This is a genomic window from Promicromonospora iranensis, from assembly GCF_028994775.1.
Lineage (GTDB): Bacteria > Actinomycetota > Actinomycetes > Actinomycetales > Cellulomonadaceae > Promicromonospora > Promicromonospora iranensis_A.
Genome location: NZ_JAJQMN010000002.1, coordinates 215,381 through 233,132, shown reverse-complemented (window position 1 = coordinate 233,132; position 17,752 = coordinate 215,381). Strand labels below are relative to the sequence as shown.

Sequence of the window (17,752 nt, the reverse complement as noted above, 5' to 3'; positions counted from 1 at the left end):
TGGCCCACCGTCGGTCGAGCAGCGAAAGTGCTCGGGCGGCGGGACGACATAATGGCTCGGTGACTGCCCAGACATCTCCCGCCCGGTCCGTCGACCCCATCCAGCCCTCCGTGGTCCCGGACGCAGCCCGCGCGCACGTCGCGGACCTCGGCGCCCTCGTGGCGGCGTCGCCGTCGTCCTACCACGCGGCCGAGGAGGTGGCCCGGCGCGCGGAGGCGGCCGGCTTCACCCGCCTCGCGGAGGACGCCGCCTGGGCGGTGGCCCCGGGCGGTCGCCACGTGGTGGTCCGGGACGGCTCGGTCATCGCCTTCGCCCTGCCCGACGCCGCCGGCCCCACCACCGCGTTCACGATCGTGGGCGCCCACACCGACTCGACGGGCTTCAAGCTCAAGCCGAAGCCCACCACCCACGGCGCCGGCGGCTGGTGGCAGGCCGGCGTCGAGGTGTACGGCGGCCCCCTGCTCAACTCGTGGCTCGACCGCGAGCTCGAGCTGGCCGGGCGGATCGTCACCCACGACGGCACCGAGCACCTCGTGCGCACCGGCCCGATGCTGCGCATCCCGCAGCTCGCCATCCACCTGGACCGCGGCGTCAACGACAACGGGCTCACGCTGGACAAGCAGCGCCACACCCAGCCCGTCTGGGGGCTCGGCGACGCGGAGAGCGCCGATGTCCTCGCGGCGCTCGCGGCGGATGCCGGCGTCGACCCGGCGACCATCGGCGGGTACGACGTCGTGCTGGCCGACACGCAGCCGGCCCGCGCCTTCGGCGCCGGGCAGGCGCTGTTCGCCTCGGCGCGGCTGGACAACCTGCTCTCCACCCACGCGGGACTGACGGCACTCCTGCGGGCGTCCTCGCCGGGCTCGACCAACGGGGCGGGCTCGATCCAGGTGTTCGCCGGATTCGACCACGAGGAGATCGGCAGCGCGTCCCGCTCGGGCGCGGCGGGACCGTTCCTGGAGGAGGTGCTGACCCGCATCTCGGCGGCCCTGGGCGCCACGGCGGACGAGCGGGCGCGGGTGTTCGCGAGGTCGCTGCACGTGTCGTCCGACGTCGGGCACGCGGTGCACCCGAACTATGCCGAGCGGCACGACCCGGCCAACCACCCGGTGGCAGGCGGCGGCCCGATCCTCAAGATCAACGCGAACCAGCGCTACGCCACGGACGCGCACGGCGCCGCGACGTGGAGCGTGGCCTGCGCGACGGCAGGGGTGCCAACCCAGGAGTTCGTCTCGAACAACGCGCTGCCGTGCGGATCGACGATCGGACCGATCTCCGCGACGCGTCTGGGCATCCGCACTGTGGACGTCGGGGTGCCAATTTTGTCGATGCACTCGGCGCGCGAGCTCACCGCCGTCGTCGATCCTTGGTACCTGGCGCGTGCGATGGAGTCCGTTTTCGCGCGATGAAACGTCGAATCCTCCTGGAACGGGCCGCTAGGGCGGTTAATCGGAGTGACCTGGGCTTATGCATGTTTCGTTGGTTCTGTCCCGGTCTACAATTGGCGTAATTCGGGCACTAGTTGGACGATTGTCCAAAAAAGACCACGGCTGACCTGCGAAAACGTACGCTCTCAGGTAGCCGCTGGTCTGGAAGAAAATACCTAGTACTGTCCGGATGCATGGACCTCAGGGGGGTGATACCACTGTGGTCATCCGAGCCGTGAACTCGGCAAAAGAGAAATGCCGGACCCTCAGGAGCCCCCGTTGCCTCGTGCCACCGTTCGCACTTGCGCCCGATGCGGTTGTGTACTCAGCCGTTACAACTCCGAAGCTCGCTGCGCCGCGTGCCGGCGCACCGAGTCAGTGCCCGTGGTCTCACTGCCCAGCGTGCCGACGCGGGTCTGGCAGGACGAAGCCGTCCGGTCAGCCCTCGCGGACTGGGACTTCGGGCAGGTCAGCCGCATGGTGCGGCAGCTCGTCCCGCTGCGCCAGGAAGATGTGGCGGCCCTGACCGGGCTGAGCCAGTCCTACCTGTCGATGCTCGAGTGCGGTGACCGCCGCCTCACCGACGTCTCGCGGGTGGTCCAGTTCCTCACGGGCCTGGGCACACCGCCGGACCTCGTCCGGCTCCCGCTCCCCGGGATCAGCCCGCTGCCGGACGCCGCCGCTCCCGCACGCACCGCCGCGTCCGGCCAGACCGCGCCGGAGCCGGAGCCGGTGACGCCCACGGCGCCGGACCCGATGCTGCCGTGGACGGCGGACCGCATGCTCACCGCGCTCCGCCTCGCGCACGTCGCCGACAACACGGCGGACTGGCTGCCCACGGACGCCAACGGCCCCGTGTCGGCCACGGCGATGGCCGAGGCAGCGGGGACCGACACTCCGCGGCCGGCGTCCGGCATCGCGCTGAACTCGATGATCCAGCGCTGGGACGCCGAGCAGGCCGAGCCGCTGCGGCGCGCCACCGCCGGCACCCGGGTGTCGCACGAGCTGTGCGGACACCTGCAGGGCACGCTGGACGAGCTGCGGGTCATGGACAAGGGCTCGGGCAGCGGGGCGGTGGCCGACCTGGCCCGCGCCCACCTCGCCCTGGTCGTCCGCGTCCTGGAGCGCAGCACGTACGACGAGGTGACGGGCCGCCGGCTCACCGCCGTCGCTGCCGACACCGCTACGCAGGCCGGCTGGTTCGCGTTCGACGCGGGACGTCCGGACGCGGCGCGCGCGTACATGCTCGCGGGTCTGCGCGCCGCGCATGCGGCCGCCGACGACCGGCTCGGTGCCGGGGCGCTGTCCTACCTCGCGATCCACGGCTACTCCAGCGGCGACCCGCGCGACGCCGTCCGCGCCGCCGAGGCGGGCCGACGTCGGATCGCCCGGCTCGACGCACCTCACCTGTCGGCGACGCTGCTCACCCGTCAGGCGCGCGGCCATGCCGCCGCGGGCGAGGGCGAGGCGGCACGCCGGGCGCTCGGCGAGGCCTCGGAGCTGTGTGCCCGTGGCCGCGGCGAGGACGACCCGCACTGGTTGTACTGGATGAACGAGGGAGAGATCCACGGGCAGTCCGGGTCGGCGCACCTCGCGCTCGGCAACACGGCCCTCGCCGTCGAGAGCTTCGGGCACGCGATCCAGGCCGACCGCGCCGGCGAGCGCCGCACGCACGGACTGTTCCTGAGCCGGGCGGCTCAGGCGCACGCCAGGGCGGGCGACCTCGACGCCGCGTGCGCGACGGGCGACGAGGCGGTCAGCATCGCGGAGACCGTGCAGTCGGCGCGGCTGCGGGAGCACCTGCGCGACCTGTCGGCGGACCTCCGGCGCGGCGGGTCGTCGAGGCGGTCCGGGGTCGGCGCCCGGGTGCTGACCGAGCGGATCGCGGCCCTCGCGTCGTGACCGCACCGGTCACCTCCCGCGGTGATGCCAGGGCCCTGGTGCTCTGGGACATCGACCGGACGCTCGTCTACGTCGGGGAGGTGGATCGGACGGCATACCGGGAGGCGTTCGCCGAGGTCGTGGGCCGACCTGCCGAACGCCTTCCGGCCAAGGGCACCGGAATGACCATGCCGCTGGCGATCCGCGGGCTCCTGGAGGACAACGGGGTCAGCGGGGAGATGGCGGACGCGCTGCTGCCGCGCATGCTCGAGGCGGTGCCCGTGCGGTTCGCGGCGCACACCGAGGACGTGCGCGACCTGGGCTCCGTGCTCCCCGGGGCCATGCAGGCGCTCAAGGCCGTCGCGGCGGAGCCGGGCGTGGTGTCGACGGTCCTGACGGGCAACCTCCAGGCGAACGCCCTGATCAAGCTGCAGGTGTTCGGTATGGAGCGGTACGTGGACGCCACGGTGGGCGGCTTCTCGTCCGACGACCCGCACCGGCCGGCCCTCGTGGCGATCGCCCAGCGCAGGGCGGGCAAGCGGTACGGCAGCGCGTTCGACGTCGGGAACACGGTGATCATCGGGGACTCGCTGGAGGACGTACGGACGGGACGCGAGGGCGGGGCGCGGGTGATCGCCGTCGCCTCGGGTACGACGCCGGCGGACAGGCTCGCCGAGGCGGGGGCCGACGTGGTGCTCCCGGACCTCACGGACGCCGCTCGGCTGCTCCAGGAGATCCGCGAGCTCACCACGGGTGCGGGACCCCGGTAAACACGGCCCGATCCGGGTGCGAACCTCCTGCGGTTACGACATAGTGACTGGCGTCACATGTGGGTAGACTCTGGTCTCTTCCCGCTATCGACGTTGCCGGCGGGACGCAGAGGCCTTGTACGGGTCAACCCCGTGCAGGGCAAAACACTTTCTGGGGGACCTCCCTGGAGCTCGTCGAGGAGGACGAATGCTCGAAGACGGCATTGTTTTCGGCACAGGCAGCTACACCACGGTGGCGGTGATCGCTCTCATCGCGGTCCTCGCTCTCGGGTGCGCCTTCGTGCTGCGCCGCCAGGTGCTCGCCGCACCTGATGGGACTGCGAAGATGCAGGACATCGGCCAGGCCGTGCAGGAGGGAGCCTCCGCCTACCTCAAACGGCAGTTCCGCACCCTCGTGCTGTTCGCCTTGGTCGTGTTCGGTCTGCTCTTCCTGCTGCCTGGTGACAGCGGCATCCGGATCGGGCGCTCCATCGCGTTCGTGTTCGGCGCCGGGTTCTCCGCGGCGATCGGCTATCTGGGCATGTGGCTGGCGGTGCGGGCGAACGTCCGCGTCGCCTCGGCCGCTACCCGTCCGGGCGGCCGGGCCGAGGGTGCCCGCATCGCCTTCCGTACCGGCGGCGTCGTCGGCATGTCCGTGGTGGGCCTCGGCCTGCTCGGCGCCGCGCTCGTCGTCCTCGTGTACGACGTCGACGCGCCCGCCGTGCTCGAGGGCTTCGGCTTCGGCGCCGCGCTGCTCGCCATGTTCATGCGGGTGGGCGGTGGCATCTTCACCAAGGCGGCCGACGTCGGCGCCGACCTGGTGGGCAAGGTCGAGCAGGGCATCCCCGAGGACGACCCCCGCAACGCCGCCACCATCGCGGACAACGTGGGCGACAACGTCGGCGACTGCGCGGGCATGGCCGCCGACCTCTTCGAGTCCTACGCCGTCACCCTCGTGGCCGCGCTCATCCTCGGCAAGGCCGCCATGGGTGAGCAGGGCCTCGTGTTCCCGCTGATCGTCACCGCGGTCGGCGCTTTCGTCGCGCTCCTGGGCGTGTTCATCACCCGGATCCGCGGGTCGGAGAGCGGCCTCGCCGCGATCAACCGCGGGTTCTACGTCTCCGCCGTCGTCGGCGCCGCGCTGGCCGGGATCGCCGCCTTCGTCTACCTGCCGTCGTCGTTCGACCAGGTACCGGGCACCGCCGACCTCTCCGGTGTCACCGCTGACCCGCGGGTCGTCTCCGCGCTGGCTGTTCTCATCGGCGTGGTCCTGGCGGGCGTCATCCTGTGGGTGACCGGGTACTTCACGGGCACGGACAAGAAGCCGACGCTGCACGTGGCGGCGACCTCCCGGACGGGTGCGGCGACCGTCGTCCTCTCCGGCATCGGCGTGGGCTTCGAGTCCGCGGTGTACACGGCGGGCATCATCGCCGCCGCGATCTGCGGTGTGTTCCTGCTGGCGGGCGGCTCCGTGCCGCTCGCGCTGTTCCTCGTCGCCCTCGCGGGCTGCGGCCTGCTCACCACCGTCGGCGTCATCGTCGCCATGGACACGTTCGGTCCGGTGAGCGACAACGCGCAGGGCATCGCCGAGATGTCGGGCGACGTCGACGAGGAGGGCGCGCAGATCCTCACGGACCTGGACGCCGTCGGCAACACCACCAAGGCCATCACCAAGGGCATCGCCATCGCCACGGCGGTGCTCGCGGCCACCGCGCTGTTCGGCTCCTACGCCGACGCCGTGTCGCACGCGCTCGCGCAGGTCGGCGACGTCGGCACGGGCCTGGTGACCTCCATGCTCAGCTACGAGATCATCTCGCCGGTCACCCTCGTGGGCGTCATCCTGGGCGGGGCCACCGTGTTCCTGTTCTCCGGGCTCGCGATCGACGCCGTGACGCGCGCCGCCGGCGCCATCGTGTTCGAGGTGCGCCGCCAGTTCCGCGACCACCCGGGCATCATGACGTACGAGGAGCGTCCCGACTACGCCAAGGTCGTCGACATCTGCACCCGGGACTCGCTGCGCGAGCTCATCACCCCGGGTCTGCTGGCGGCGTTCGCACCCATCGCCGTCGGCTTCGGCCTCGGCGTCGGGCCGCTGGCCGGCTTCCTCGCCGGGGCCATCGGGACCGGTGTGCTCATGGCGATCTTCCTGGCGAACTCGGGCGGTGCCTGGGACAACGCGAAGAAGATCGTCGAGGACGGCAAGTACGGCGGCAAGGGCTCGGACGCGCACGCGGCGACCGTCATCGGTGACACCGTGGGCGACCCGTTCAAGGACACCGCCGGCCCGGCGATCAACCCGCTGATCAAGGTGATGAACCTGGTCGCGCTGCTGATCGCTCCCGCGGTGGTGGCGATGAGCGTCCCGGCGGACGCCAACCACACGCTCCGCATCGGCATCGCCCTCGTGGCGGCGGGCGTGGCGTTCGGCGCCGTCGTCTGGTCCCGGATGCGGGCCTCCCGCGTGGACGCCGAGCAGCAGGAGGAGCAGGACCGCGCGGAAGAGAGCGCGGTCGTCTGACGCCCAGGTAGTCACTTGGCGAGGTAGTCATGAGGCGAGGTAGTCAGCCAGCTCCACTCGGCTGACCACCTCGCCTCATCACTACCTCGGCGGGGTGGTCATTGGCCCACGCGGCCGTCTATGCACTCGCGCAGCAGGTCGGCGTGGCCCACGTGGCGGGCGTACTCCTCGACCATGTGGACCAGGACGTCACGGACGGGGATCTCGTCGTCACCGCGGCGCACGGTGCGGCCCAGCTCGTCCTCGGGCAGAGTCGCCAACCAGGCGTCGGCTGCCGTCACCTCACGCCGCCAGTTCTCCCAGGCGTCCTCGACGACCGCAGGATCCCCGACGGCGTCGTCGAAGTCAGCATCCGGATTCTCCGGCGACTTGCCGAACAGCTTGGGCAGGTCCGGCTGATCCTGCAGGATCCGCTGGAACCAGCTCTGCTCGACGTGTGCGAGGTGCCGCACCAGTCCCAGGAGCGACAGCGTCGACGGCGGCACCGCACGCAGGGCGAGCTGCTCGGCGTCGAGTCCCTCGCACTTCATCTCCAGCGTGAGCCGGTAGTGCTTGAGATAGTTCCAATACGTTTCCTTCTCCCCGACCGGTTTCGACAGCGCCTCGCGCGGGTCCTTGTCGGGGTCGGTCCACATGTCGGGGTAGACGGTGGCGGCGGTCCATCGCTCGGTGGTCATGACGTCAGTGGACCGCCGCATGCCACCGCGGTCAACGGCTTTCTCGGCGTACACGACGGCCGACCGTGGAAACCTCGCCGTGAACTCTCCGCCCCAGATGTTTCCCGTGCGGCAGGGTCGTGGGCCAGAATTGGCCGACTCGCCGCTGGGGAGGCACCTTGCTCGCTCGAACTCGTTCGCTCGCCGTGATGACCGGCGCGGTGCTCACCGGCGCCGCGCTGGCGGCGGGCTCGTTGGCGGCGCCCGCCGTGGCGCAGCCCTCGGGCGCGTTCGTGGACGGCCGGGCGACCACGGGAGTCGTGACCACGGGAGCCGCGACCACGGGAGTCGCGACGGCGGGCCTGGGCCGGGGCGTCGAGGCCGGCGTCCTGACCGACCCGATGGCGGACGACGGCCACGGCACGGCCGACCCGCCGGCCCCGCTGCCGGAGCGCGGCGGGACCGCCCTGCGTATGCCGGCGTCGTACCCGTACCAGCCGGAGCTGCGCTCCTTCCCGCAGGACGAGGCGGATGCCACCGAGCGGAACGGGACGGTCAGCCACGCGGATCTCGCGCCCCGCCTGACCAGGCTGATGGAGCTCAGCGACCGGGTGTCCACCCAGGTCGTCGGCAGGTCGACGGAGGGGCGCGACCTCTACCTCGTCACCGTGACGGCGCCCGAGCGCCGCGGGGAGACCGCCCGGCAGACCGCGTGGCGCGAAAAGATCAAGGAGCGGCCGGACGAGGCCCTCCGGGACGCCGAGCTGCGGGCGGGCTACAAGACGCCGATCTGGATCAGCGCCAACATCCACGGCGACGAGTGGGAGGGCACGGACGCCGCGCTGCGGGTGGTCGAGCGGCTCGCCACCGCGAGCGATGCGGGCACCCGGGGCGTGCTGGAGCACCACCGGCTCGTGTTCAGCCTCACGCTCAACCCGGACGGCCGGACGCACGCGACACGTGCCACGTCCCTGGGCCTGGACGCGAACCGCGACATGATCACGCTCGCCACGCCGGAGGCGCGCTCGTACGTACGCACGGCGCAGGTCGTGCAGCCGCTGTTCGCGGCCGACTTCCACGGCTACACGGACGTGCTCCAGGTCGAGCCGGCCGGCCCGCCGCACGGCGAGAACTACGAGTACGACCTCTTCCTGCCGCACGGCTACGCGATCGCACGCCAGGTGGAGGACGACGTCGTCGCGGCCGAGATCGCCGGCAACACCTACTACGACCCGGACACCGGCGACGTCGCGGCGGAGAACACGGGGTTCATCAAGATCCCGTACCGGGACACGCCATCAGGCTGGGACGACTACCCGCCGGTCTTCACCGCGCAGTACGCGCCGCTCCACGGTGCCGTGACCAGCACCGTCGAGCTGCCGCTCGGTCTGACGGGCCGGACCACCACACGCTTGGACGCGGCGGTGAACACCGAGGTGGCGGTCACGGTGATGCGGTCGATGATCGACTACGTCCACACCCACTCGGACGCGATGCTCGCCGACCAGGCAAAGCTGTTCCGCCGCGGCGTCACGGGCGCGCCGAAGGCCGCACTGACCGCCGAGAACATCGGCGAGGTCCCCGGACCGGACGAGTGGAAGCGGCTCTGGGACGCGGCTGACGACCAGGGGAAGGTGCGCCTGCCACGCGCGTACGTGATCCCGGTCGGCCCCGGCCAGCGATCGGCGTCCGACGCCGAGGAGCTGGTCGACGCGCTGCTGTTCCACGGCGTCGAGGTGGAGCGGCTGTCCGCCCCCGCGCACGTCGCCGGCACCACCTACCCGGCCGGCTCGTACGTGGTAGACCTGCACCAGCCCCTGCGCGGGCTGGCGAGCGCGCTGCTCGCCCTCGGCTCGGACGTCTCCGACGAGGTCCCGGCCATGTACGACATCTCCGCGTGGTCGGCCGCCTACCTCTGGGGCGCGACGGTGGACCGGGTGGGCGTCACCACCGACGACCCGATCGGGCGGACGACGCCGGTGCGCGGTGCGGCCCCGCGCGGGAGCGTCCCGGGCGGCGCCCGGTACGCCACCTTCGACGTGGCGGGCGTCGCGGACCACCGCGCCCTGAACGACCTCCTGGGACAGGGCGTCGCCGTGCGGCTGACGACGGACGGGCGTGCCGCCGTCGGGCCGCGCGGGCTCCGGGCGGCGCGCGCCGTGGCCGACCGGTACGGCATCACCTTCGCGACCGCCTCGCGCGCCGAGTACACCGCTGGGCAGCCTGCCGAGGACCTCACCGTTGCGTACACGGGCAACCAGGACGACCGGCTGTCGCTCCTGTCTCTCGGGTTCGACGACCTGGTGCCGGTCTCGGCGTCCGGTATCGAGGAGAGCGCCGCTGCCGGGACCGCCACCGGGCTCGAGGACGCCGACGTGCTCTGGGTGGGCTCGTCCCTCAACCTGCCGGCGGGCTCGGCGGGCCACGCCCACGTCCGCACCTGGCTGCACGACGGCGGCGCCATCGTCGGGCGCGGAGCGGGCGCGTTCGCGGCTGCGGAGGCGTACGGCCTGGTCAGCGGCACTGCGGTGACGGGTGACCCGGCGAGCAACGGCATCGTCGCGACCGACACCGCGGGCAAGGTGCTGGACGACCACATGCAGCGTCACGGCTTCGTCTACCCGGCCGTCTGGTTCACGGACCTGGGCCCGGGCACCGCCACGGAGCTGACCTACGGCACTTTCCGGGCCGGCCACTGGCCTCGGTCGGGTGTGGCGGGCGGACGCGACGCCGCCGTCGGGCAGGCTGCCGCCGTATCCGGCAAAATAGGACAAGCGCGGGCGTTCGTGTTCGGTACCTCGGTCTTCTTCCGTACCCACCCCCGGGGTGGCCTCAGCCAGGCGGCGACGGCCATCCACTGGGCTGCGCGGTGACGTCTGCGACCTCTTCGGAGGTCGCGACCCTGCACCGTCCAGCATCACCAGGGGTATGGGGAAAACCGGTTGCTACCGCTATCGTCTGCGGTGTTGTGCTCCCGAACGCTCCGCGGTCCGCGGGCGCCGACGAGAGCCCCGACGCAGGAGCCCCCCTCGTGGGAGACCCGGAGCAGGAGAAGGTCCCGTGAGTGCCGACATCGACCCGACCGAGGCCATCCCTCAGGTCACGGCCGAAATGATCGCCAAGGCGGCAGTCCAACCGGCTGCGTCGCCGTCCGCCGAACCCGCATCCGAGCCGCGCCGGGCGGTGCCCCCCGCCCCGTTGTCGGCGACCCGTCCCGACACCTCGCTCGCGCAACCCGCGATCGAAGGCCGCGGGACGTCCGACGGACGCGGTGGTCCCGCCGAGCCGGAGGCCCCGGCGCCGGGGCAGGACGAACGGCGGATCGCGGAGCAGCCCGCGGCGCCGGACGCGGTGCTCGCCGACAAGCCGGGCCCGTCCGCCTTCGCGCCGTCGGAGGCGTACGGCGAGCGGCACGCGTCGGTGGGGCACATCGCGGCAGGGCACCTGTCCTCGCTCGTGCAGATCCCCACCATCTCGTCGTGGGACCCGCAGTACGTGGACCACGACGCGTTCGCCAGGCATCGCGCGGCGCTCGCGGCGTTCTACCCCCGCGTGCACGCCCTGCAGAGCGAGCCTGCGGGCGATCACGGGCTGCTCTACCGGTGGCCGGGCCGTGGTCGGCAGGAGGTGCTGCACCCGTTCCCCGTGGTTCTCATGGCGCACCAGGACGTGGCGCCCGTCCAGGTCGCGGACTGGCCCACCAACCCGTTCTCCGGCGAGATCCGGGACGGGATGGTGCACGGACGCGGCACGCTCGACGACAAGGGCGGGCTCGTGGCGGTGCTCGACGCCGTCGAGACGCTGCTCGGCGACGGCTTCGTGCCCGAGCGTGACGTCTGGCTGTTCTTCGGTGCGGACGAGGAGGCGGCGGGCGAGTCGGCGCAGATCGCCGTCCGGCGTCTGTACGAGCTCGGCGTGCGACCGTGGCTCGTGCTCGACGAGGGCGGTGGCGTCGTGTCCGACGTCTTCCCGGGCCTGGATCGTCAGACGGCCATGGTGGGCGTCGCGGAGAAGGGTCTGGTCGGGATCGACCTCTACACCTCCGACGTCGGCGGGCACGCGGCCACGCCCGGCAGGCAGTCCGCCACGGCACGTCTCGCCCGTGCGGTGACCCGGGTCAGCCGACGCCGGTTCGCGGCGCGGGTCAGCCCGACGACGGCCGCCATGCTGGAGCGCGTCGTCCCGGGTGTGAGCGGCGCCAAGGGTCTGGGCCTCAAGCTGGCGGCCAGGCTGGCCTCCGGGCCGCTGCGCAAGGTGGCGGCCTGGCTGCTCGCCGGGGGCGGTCCGGAGGCCTCGGCGCTGGTCCGCACGACCGTCGCCGTCACCGAGCTCGAGGGCAGCGCAGGGGCGAACGCGGCGGCGTCGACGGCCCGCGCGCGCCTGGACGTGCGGGTGGCGCACGGCGAGACGGTGGACCGGACGGTGGCGCGGCTGCGCCGCGTCATCCGGGACAAGAAGGTGGTGCTCGAGGTGGTCGAGAGCAGCGAGCCCAGCGAGGTCTCGCCCGCGGACAGCCAGCAGTTCGCGTTGCTCGGCGAGGCGATCGGTGCGTCGTACCCCGACGCGGTGGTGGTCCCGTACACGTCGCTCACCGCCACCGACGCACGCACCTTCACCCCCATCAGCGACCACGTCTACCGGTTCAGTCCCTTTGCTCTGTCGCGTGCGCAGCGGCAGTCGATTCACGGCGTCGGCGAGCACCTGAGTGTCGATTCCCTGGGCCGTGGCGTGCATTTCTATCGTGAGGTGCTCCGCAAGATCCCCGGCTGACCTGCGGGTTCAACAAATCGCCGAAATTGGACTAAGTTCTCCCATTACTCAGGTGAGGGAGACGTCCATGAGCAGCTCCGCCGTACCGCCCGCCGTCCCGGGCGGATCCCGCTCGCCCGTGCGCGTCAACGTCCACACCTACCCGGCGCAGCTGCAGTATCCGCCGCGGACTTATCTGCTGTTCTCCGTGCTGGTGACCATCTTCTGCTTTCCGCCCACCGGCTTGGTCGCACTGGTGAACGCGATGCGCGTCAATTCCCTGTGGAAGGCTCAGCAGCACGACAAGTCCAGGAAAGCGTCGCGCCGGGCACGCAACTGGGGGCTCCTGTCGCTCGCGATCGGAATCGTCGTGGTCGTGTTCGTCGTGTTCTGGTCGAGCATCAACTACCTGAACGGGTAGTGACTTCACCCGCGGTTCGCGACGTATCACACGATTGCCCCTCCTGTCCTGGTGGGACTTGCGGGTAAAGTTCGCGGCTATGAGTGCGACACGACGCAAGGGTTCGCGGGGCGGTCGTGCTGCGTCTCGCGCTGGTGGTCCCCCCGCATCGAATGCGCTCACGTGGGCGGAGAGCCTTGCCGCCGGGGAGTCCGCGCCCAGCGCCAGCGCCCTCGAATGGGCCGAGAGCCTCAAGGAGAACGAGCCCGCACCGAGCCCCTGGGGCAGCGGAGCGGCGGTCGACGTCCCCGCGGAGCCGTCGCCCGTCGACGAGCCGACGGGCTCTCCCTGGGGTCCGGTGCCGGCGCCCGTCGTCGCGGACGGCGACAGCGACGGCGACGCGAACCCGTGGGGCGCCGTGGCGGCGACGGAGCCACCGGTCACCCGCGGACGCGGCAAGAACGCCGGCGGCAAGGCAGGTAAGGCCGCCAAGTCCCGGTCGAAGGGCAAGGCCGCCAAGTCGGGTCCGAAGGGCGCACCGAAGAGCGATCCCGCGCCCACCCCGGCAGGTGGCTTCCCGCTGAACGTGGGCCCGGGACCCGCCCCGCTGAGCCCTGGCCCGGCGGTCGACGACGACTTCGCTGCCGAGCCACTGGCGGACGAGGAGGTCGCGTCCGCCCCGCTGCCCGACGACACCCCGCCCGCCAGGCCGGTCGAACCAGGGTCCAGGAAGTCGGGTAGGCAGGGGAGCAAGGGGCCGAAGGGCGCCAAGAGCGCCAAGGACCCCAAGGGGCCCAGGGGGCGCATGTCGGGCCCCAGCACGGCGCAGCAGAAGCGGATCAAGCGAACGCTGCGCCGCGGGCTGCCCAAGCTGCTGGACAAGCCGCTGGTCCTGGTGCTCGCGGGCGTCATCGCCGCGGCGCTGGGCCTCGGTACCGGCTGGGGGACGACCCTGCTCCAGGACGACGACGTCCTGTCCAGCGCGGACGCCGCTTCCTGCGCGCAGACGCAGATGGCGTGGACACAGGCCGCCAACGCGCAGTCGGCGATGGTCGAGGACCAGCCGGAGACCCTGCGCAAGGGGTTCATCAACGCGCGCAACGCGCTGGAGGGCGTGACGCCGCCCGAGGCCATCGCGGAGGACTGGGCGATCGCCTTCACCTACTACTCGACGGTCGCGAACAACATCGAGAAGGTGAAGCCGAACGACGGCCCGGCGGTGAGCGATGCCGTGGGTGGTGCGCAGCGCGAGCTCGACACCGACGCGATGGTCGAGGCGTCCCAGCGTGTGCAGGAGTTCGTGGCCTCGAACTGCCGCGGTTAGCCGGACGGCTCCGCGTGGTGAGGGTGCGGAATCTGCGGGCAGGATAGGCCCGTGCAGCCTCCCGTGACCGACCCCGCCCTCGTCGGCGCCCTCCGTGACGACCTCGCCGCCTCCGACTACGACGTCGACGGCGTCGAGCGTTTCCTCGGACCGCTCGCCGCCGCCGCGCTGCACCGCGAGCAGTCCTTGCCGGCGCGCCGGGCGGTGGCCACGGCGGAGGGCGGCAGGCCGCCGTCGGACCGCGATCCGCTGGCGACCCTCGTCGGCCTGTTCCTCCTGGGCACGGCGGTGCCGCGCGCGGCACTGGACCGGGCGCTGCCGGCGACGGGGACGGCAGCCGCGGAACGGCTCGGCCTGGTCACGGCCCAGGGCACGGGAGCCGACGACGAGGTACGTGCGGTCGTGGACCTGCGCCCCTACTCCTCGGTCGACGCCGTGGGCGACGCCAGCTGGTGGCTCGCCTCCGACCTGGGCGAGCTGGCCACCGGCGGGCGTCTGGCCACGGACCACGTGCTGGGCGCCGGCGGTGCCTCCCTCACGCTGGCACAGGTCACGGTACGGAACCCGACCGGCCGGGTGCTCGACCTCGGCACCGGCTGCGGGATCCAGGCCCTGCACGCCGCGCGGCACGCGCAGCACGTGGTGGCGACGGACATCTCGCGGCGTGCGCTGGCCTTCGCGGCGTTCAACGCCGCGCTGAACACCCCGGCCGGTGCGGAGCTGGACCTGCGGCACGGGTCCATGCTGGAGCCGGTCGCGGGGGAGCGGTTCGACCTGGTGGTCTCCAACCCGCCGTTCGTGATCACCCCGCACGCCGGGGCGGCGGGGCGCGCGGTCGCCGACGCGCTCGGCGACTACGAGTACCGCGACGGCGGCCGCGCGGGCGACGACCTGGTGCGGGACCTGATCCTCGGGGTGGGCGGCGTGCTCGCGCCGGGCGGCACCGCCCAGCTCCTCGGCAACTGGGAGCACCGGCGGGGCGAGCCCTGGACCGAGCGGGTCGGCGCGTGGCTCGACGCGGCAGGCCTGGACGGCTGGATCATCCAGCGCGAGGTCCTCGACCCCGCCGAGTACGCCGAGACATGGATCCGGGACGGCGGCACCACTCCCGACCGTGAGCCGGACGCCTGGGCTGCCGCCTACGGCGCGTGGCTCGACGACTTCGGGTCCCGGGACGTCGAGGCGGTCGGCTTCGGGCTGGTGACCCTGCGCCGGCCCGTGTCCGGGGCGGCCACGCTGCGCCGACTCGAGGAGCACACGGGCTCGGTCCGGCAGCCGCTCGGCGCGCACATCGCCCGCAGCCTCGCCGACCATGACTGGCTCGCGGCCCGGGACGACGCCGCGCTCGCGGCGGCACACCTGGTCACGGCCGCTGACATCACCGAGGAGCGCTACCTGACGCCGGGTGCCGCCGACCCGAACATCGTGATCCTGCGTCAGGGGGACGGGCTGGGGCGCGGGGTGCAGGCGTCGAGCCCGCTCGCCGCTCTGGTGGGGGCCTGTGACGGCGAGCTCTCGGTCGGACAGATCGTCGGCGCGCTCGCGTCGCTGTTCGAGGTCTCGGCCGCCGACCTCGCGGCGGAGCTGCTCCCCGCGGTGCGCGGCCTGGTCCGCGACGGCTTCCTGGCGGAGTGACGTCCCGGCTTTTCAGCGGGTCCGCTGTCGGTGCGCTGTCCGTTTCGCGGACGTAACGGTCAGGCGCTCGCCCCGATAAATCTTGTTCAGAACAGAGACATACGCGCCCATGACAGATATTTTCCACCGTGTGGAACTCGACATGCGGCACTTGAGGATGGTTGTCGCTGTTGCCGAGTCGGGCAGCGTCACGAAGGCGGCCGCTGCTCTCGGCATCGCGCAGCCGGCGTTGACTGCGCAGCTCAACCGGATCGATCGGTCGCTGGGTGGGAACGTGTTCGTCCGCGACCGCTTCGGCGCGCGGCCGACGGAGCTCGGTGAGCTGATCCTGCGGCATGCCCGTGTGCTGCTGCCGGCCATGGCCGCCCTGGCTGACGATGCCGAGCGTCTGGTCAACGGCGACGTGGCCAGGGGTGAGACGGTGCGGGTAGGCATCGCGGGTACCGCGCTGGGCGGCCTTTTCGTCAACCAGCTGCACATCGCGATACCGGGCGCACAGGTCACCACCGCCATGCCCCACCTCGCGGACGACGTCGCGTCCCGGCTCGCGAGGGGCACGATCGACGTCGGGCTGGTCGGGATGTGCTCCGACGTCTCCCCTCCGGCCGCCGGGGAGGTCGCCTGGACCCGGGTCTGCACCGACCCGATGTTCGTCCTCATCGACGAGCACCACCCCTACGCGGGCAAGCCGGAGGTCTCCCTCGCCGAGCTCGCGGAGGAGCAGTGGCTCTGCGTGCCGTCGCACGGCTGCCTCGAGGAATGCTTCGTGTCGGCGTGCGTGCGCGCCGGGTTCACCCCGCGCGGCATGGGCGAGGCGGAGTGGACCACCGCCGTCGACCAGGTGCGAGCGGGGCGTGCCGTCGCGCTCGTCGAGCCCGGTCAGCTGGACCCACCGGGCGTCGTGACCGTCCCCCTCGCCGGGGCGCCCCTGCGGCGGACCCACTATCTGGGCTGGCGGCACGACGCCGACCTGCGCGTGGACCTGGAGGCCGTCGAGGGCGCCGCCCACCGCGCGCACCGTGACGCCGTGCGACGCAGCCCGCAGTACGAACAGTGGCTCGCGATGTACGGGATGCTCGGCTGACCTCAGGTGCTGGCGGGGGTCCTGGCAGGGATCCCCCCTACGCGTTTTGCCCTCCATAGGAAATATGTATGACCTGAGTGTGATCTGTACGTGAAGTCTGGCTGCTCCTAGGTTGAGCGCACGGGTGAATAGTCGCCCGGAGGTGGCACTTTCACCTCCTCTCCGACACAAGGAGTCGCCGAGATGAGTCGTACTTCCCTCCGGGGTCTTGCCGTGGCAACCGCCACCGTGGGCCTCTTCGCCGGCACCATCAACGCCGTCGCCGCTGCGCAGCCCGACACCGAGGCGGCTGCCTCCCAGTACGCGCCGGGCATGGTCGCGGCCATGGAGCGCGACCTCGGCCTGAGCACCACCGAGGCCGTGGCGCAGATCAAGGCGCAGGAGGTCCTGGCGGGAACGCAGCGGAGCCTCGAGAAGTCGCTGGGTGCCTCGTACGCCGGCGCCTGGGTCGAGGGCGCGGACGAGCTGCACGTCGCGGTGACCGACGCCGCGGACGCCGCGGCGGTCCGTGCGGCCGGCGCCACCCCTGTGGCCGTGGACAACTCGCTCGCGGCCCTCGACGCCTGGACGGCGGACCTGGACGACGCGCTGTCCGAGTCCGACGTGACCTCGTACCACGTCGACGTGGAGACCAACGAGATCGTCATCGACGTGGTCGAGGGAGCCACGGCGGACGTCGAGGCGGCGATCGCCGAGGCCGGTGTGCCCGCTGACGCGGTCTCGCTGTCGACGGCCGCGGAGCGGCCCACGACGCTGATCAACGTGGTCGGTGGCAACGCCTACTACATCGGCGGGTCGCGTTGCTCGGTCGGTTTCTCGGCCACCGGTGGCTTCGTCACCGCCGGTCACTGCGGGTCGCGGGGTGCGACCACCAGCCAGCCGAGCGGCACCTTCCAGGTGTCCTCGTTCCCCGGCAACGACTACGCCTACGTGAACACCGGCACCGACGACACCCTCATCGGCGCGGTCAACAACTACAACGGCGGCACGGTCAACGTCACGGGGTCGTCCGCGGCCGCCGTCGGCGCCACCGTCTGCCGCTCGGGTTCCACGACCGGCTGGCACTGCGGCACCATCCAGGCGCTCAACGCCACGGTGAACTACGCCGAGGGCAGCGTCACCGGCCTCATCCGGACCAACGTGTGCGCCGAGCCGGGTGACTCGGGCGGCTCGCTGCTCGCGGGCACCCAGGCCCAGGGCATGACCTCCGGCGGGTCGGGCAACTGCTCCTCCGGCGGCACCACGTTCTTCCAGCCGGTCGGCGAGGCCCTCAGTGCCGCCGGCGTGTCCCTGCTGACGAGGTGACCGTACCGAGCTAGCACGATGGTC

At 72.1% G+C, this 17,752-nt stretch carries 12 protein-coding genes; 11 read left to right on the top strand and 1 reads right to left on the bottom strand.

Going from position 1 to position 17,752, the window contains the following annotated elements; all coding sequences use genetic code 11:
• Nucleotides 1–59: 59 nt before the first annotated feature.
• The 4 genes from LUU90_RS03885 (at nt 60) to LUU90_RS03870 (ending at nt 6,575) form a co-directional block, all read left to right on the top strand.
• Nucleotides 60–1,409, top strand: coding sequence for a M18 family aminopeptidase (locus tag LUU90_RS03885; RefSeq protein WP_425596177.1), 1,350 nt, complete (start codon nt 60–62; stop codon nt 1,407–1,409).
• Between the two features lie 402 nt (nt 1,410–1,811).
• Nucleotides 1,812–3,329 carry a helix-turn-helix domain-containing protein gene (locus LUU90_RS03880; protein WP_275001969.1) on the top strand — a complete coding sequence of 506 codons (1,518 nt, stop codon included), beginning with the start codon at nt 1,812–1,814 and terminating at the stop codon, nt 3,327–3,329.
• A complete protein-coding gene (locus LUU90_RS03875) occupies nt 3,326–4,078 on the top strand; it encodes an HAD family hydrolase (protein ID WP_275001968.1) in 753 nt (250 codons plus the stop codon). Before LUU90_RS03880 ends, LUU90_RS03875 begins: the two co-directional genes overlap by 4 nt.
• A 187-nt stretch (nt 4,079–4,265) precedes the next feature.
• A complete protein-coding gene (locus LUU90_RS03870) occupies nt 4,266–6,575 on the top strand; it encodes a sodium-translocating pyrophosphatase (protein ID WP_275001967.1) in 2,310 nt (769 codons plus the stop codon).
• Between the two features lie 98 nt (nt 6,576–6,673).
• On the opposite strand, the gene LUU90_RS03865 is transcribed toward LUU90_RS03870, so the two are convergent.
• Nucleotides 6,674–7,252, bottom strand: a complete 579-nt coding sequence (locus LUU90_RS03865; RefSeq protein WP_275001966.1) for a DinB family protein — start codon at nt 7,250–7,252, stop codon at nt 6,674–6,676.
• Nucleotides 7,253–7,410: 158 nt separating this feature from the next.
• On the opposite strand from LUU90_RS03865, the gene LUU90_RS03860 reads away from it, so the two are divergent.
• The 7 genes from LUU90_RS03860 to LUU90_RS03830 all read left to right on the top strand — a co-directional run bounded on the left by LUU90_RS03860 (nt 7,411) and on the right by LUU90_RS03830 (nt 17,728).
• Nucleotides 7,411–10,104, top strand: coding sequence for a M14 family zinc carboxypeptidase (locus LUU90_RS03860; protein ID WP_275001965.1), 2,694 nt, complete (start codon nt 7,411–7,413; stop codon nt 10,102–10,104).
• A gap of 187 nt (nt 10,105–10,291) precedes the next feature.
• Nucleotides 10,292–12,001, top strand: coding sequence for a M20/M25/M40 family metallo-hydrolase (locus LUU90_RS03855; protein ID WP_275001964.1), 1,710 nt, complete (start codon nt 10,292–10,294; stop codon nt 11,999–12,001).
• Nucleotides 12,002–12,068: 67 nt separating this feature from the next.
• A complete protein-coding gene (locus LUU90_RS03850; protein ID WP_275001963.1) occupies nt 12,069–12,401 on the top strand; it encodes a CD225/dispanin family protein in 333 nt (110 codons plus the stop codon).
• A gap of 79 nt (nt 12,402–12,480) precedes the next feature.
• Nucleotides 12,481–13,704 carry a hypothetical protein gene (locus LUU90_RS03845; protein ID WP_275001962.1) on the top strand — a complete coding sequence of 408 codons (1,224 nt, stop codon included), beginning with the start codon at nt 12,481–12,483 and terminating at the stop codon, nt 13,702–13,704.
• A gap of 51 nt (nt 13,705–13,755) precedes the next feature.
• Nucleotides 13,756–15,339 carry a DUF7059 domain-containing protein gene (locus LUU90_RS03840; protein WP_275001961.1) on the top strand — a complete coding sequence of 528 codons (1,584 nt, stop codon included), beginning with the start codon at nt 13,756–13,758 and terminating at the stop codon, nt 15,337–15,339.
• A gap of 142 nt (nt 15,340–15,481) precedes the next feature.
• Nucleotides 15,482–16,423, top strand: coding sequence for a LysR family transcriptional regulator (locus tag LUU90_RS03835; protein WP_275001960.1), 942 nt, complete (start codon nt 15,482–15,484; stop codon nt 16,421–16,423).
• A gap of 183 nt (nt 16,424–16,606) precedes the next feature.
• A complete protein-coding gene (locus tag LUU90_RS03830) occupies nt 16,607–17,728 on the top strand; it encodes a S1 family peptidase (RefSeq protein WP_275001959.1) in 1,122 nt (373 codons plus the stop codon).
• Nucleotides 17,729–17,752 lie beyond the last annotated feature (24 nt).

Bases quoted from the DNA above. Each gene is read 5' to 3' on its own strand.
- LUU90_RS03845 (WP_275001962.1), top strand. From the start codon at position 12,481: ATGAGTGCGACACGACGCAAGGGTTCGCGGGGCGGTCGTGCTGCGTCT.
- LUU90_RS03835 (WP_275001960.1), top strand. From the start codon at position 15,482: ATGCGGCACTTGAGGATGGTTGTCGCTGTTGCCGAGTCGGGCAGCGTC.
- LUU90_RS03850 (WP_275001963.1), top strand. From the start codon at position 12,069: ATGAGCAGCTCCGCCGTACCGCCCGCCGTCCCGGGCGGATCCCGCTCG.
- LUU90_RS03830 (WP_275001959.1), top strand. From the start codon at position 16,607: ATGAGTCGTACTTCCCTCCGGGGTCTTGCCGTGGCAACCGCCACCGTG.
- LUU90_RS03870 (WP_275001967.1), top strand. From the start codon at position 4,266: ATGCTCGAAGACGGCATTGTTTTCGGCACAGGCAGCTACACCACGGTG.
- LUU90_RS03865 (WP_275001966.1), bottom strand. From the start codon at position 7,252: ATGACCACCGAGCGATGGACCGCCGCCACCGTCTACCCCGACATGTGG.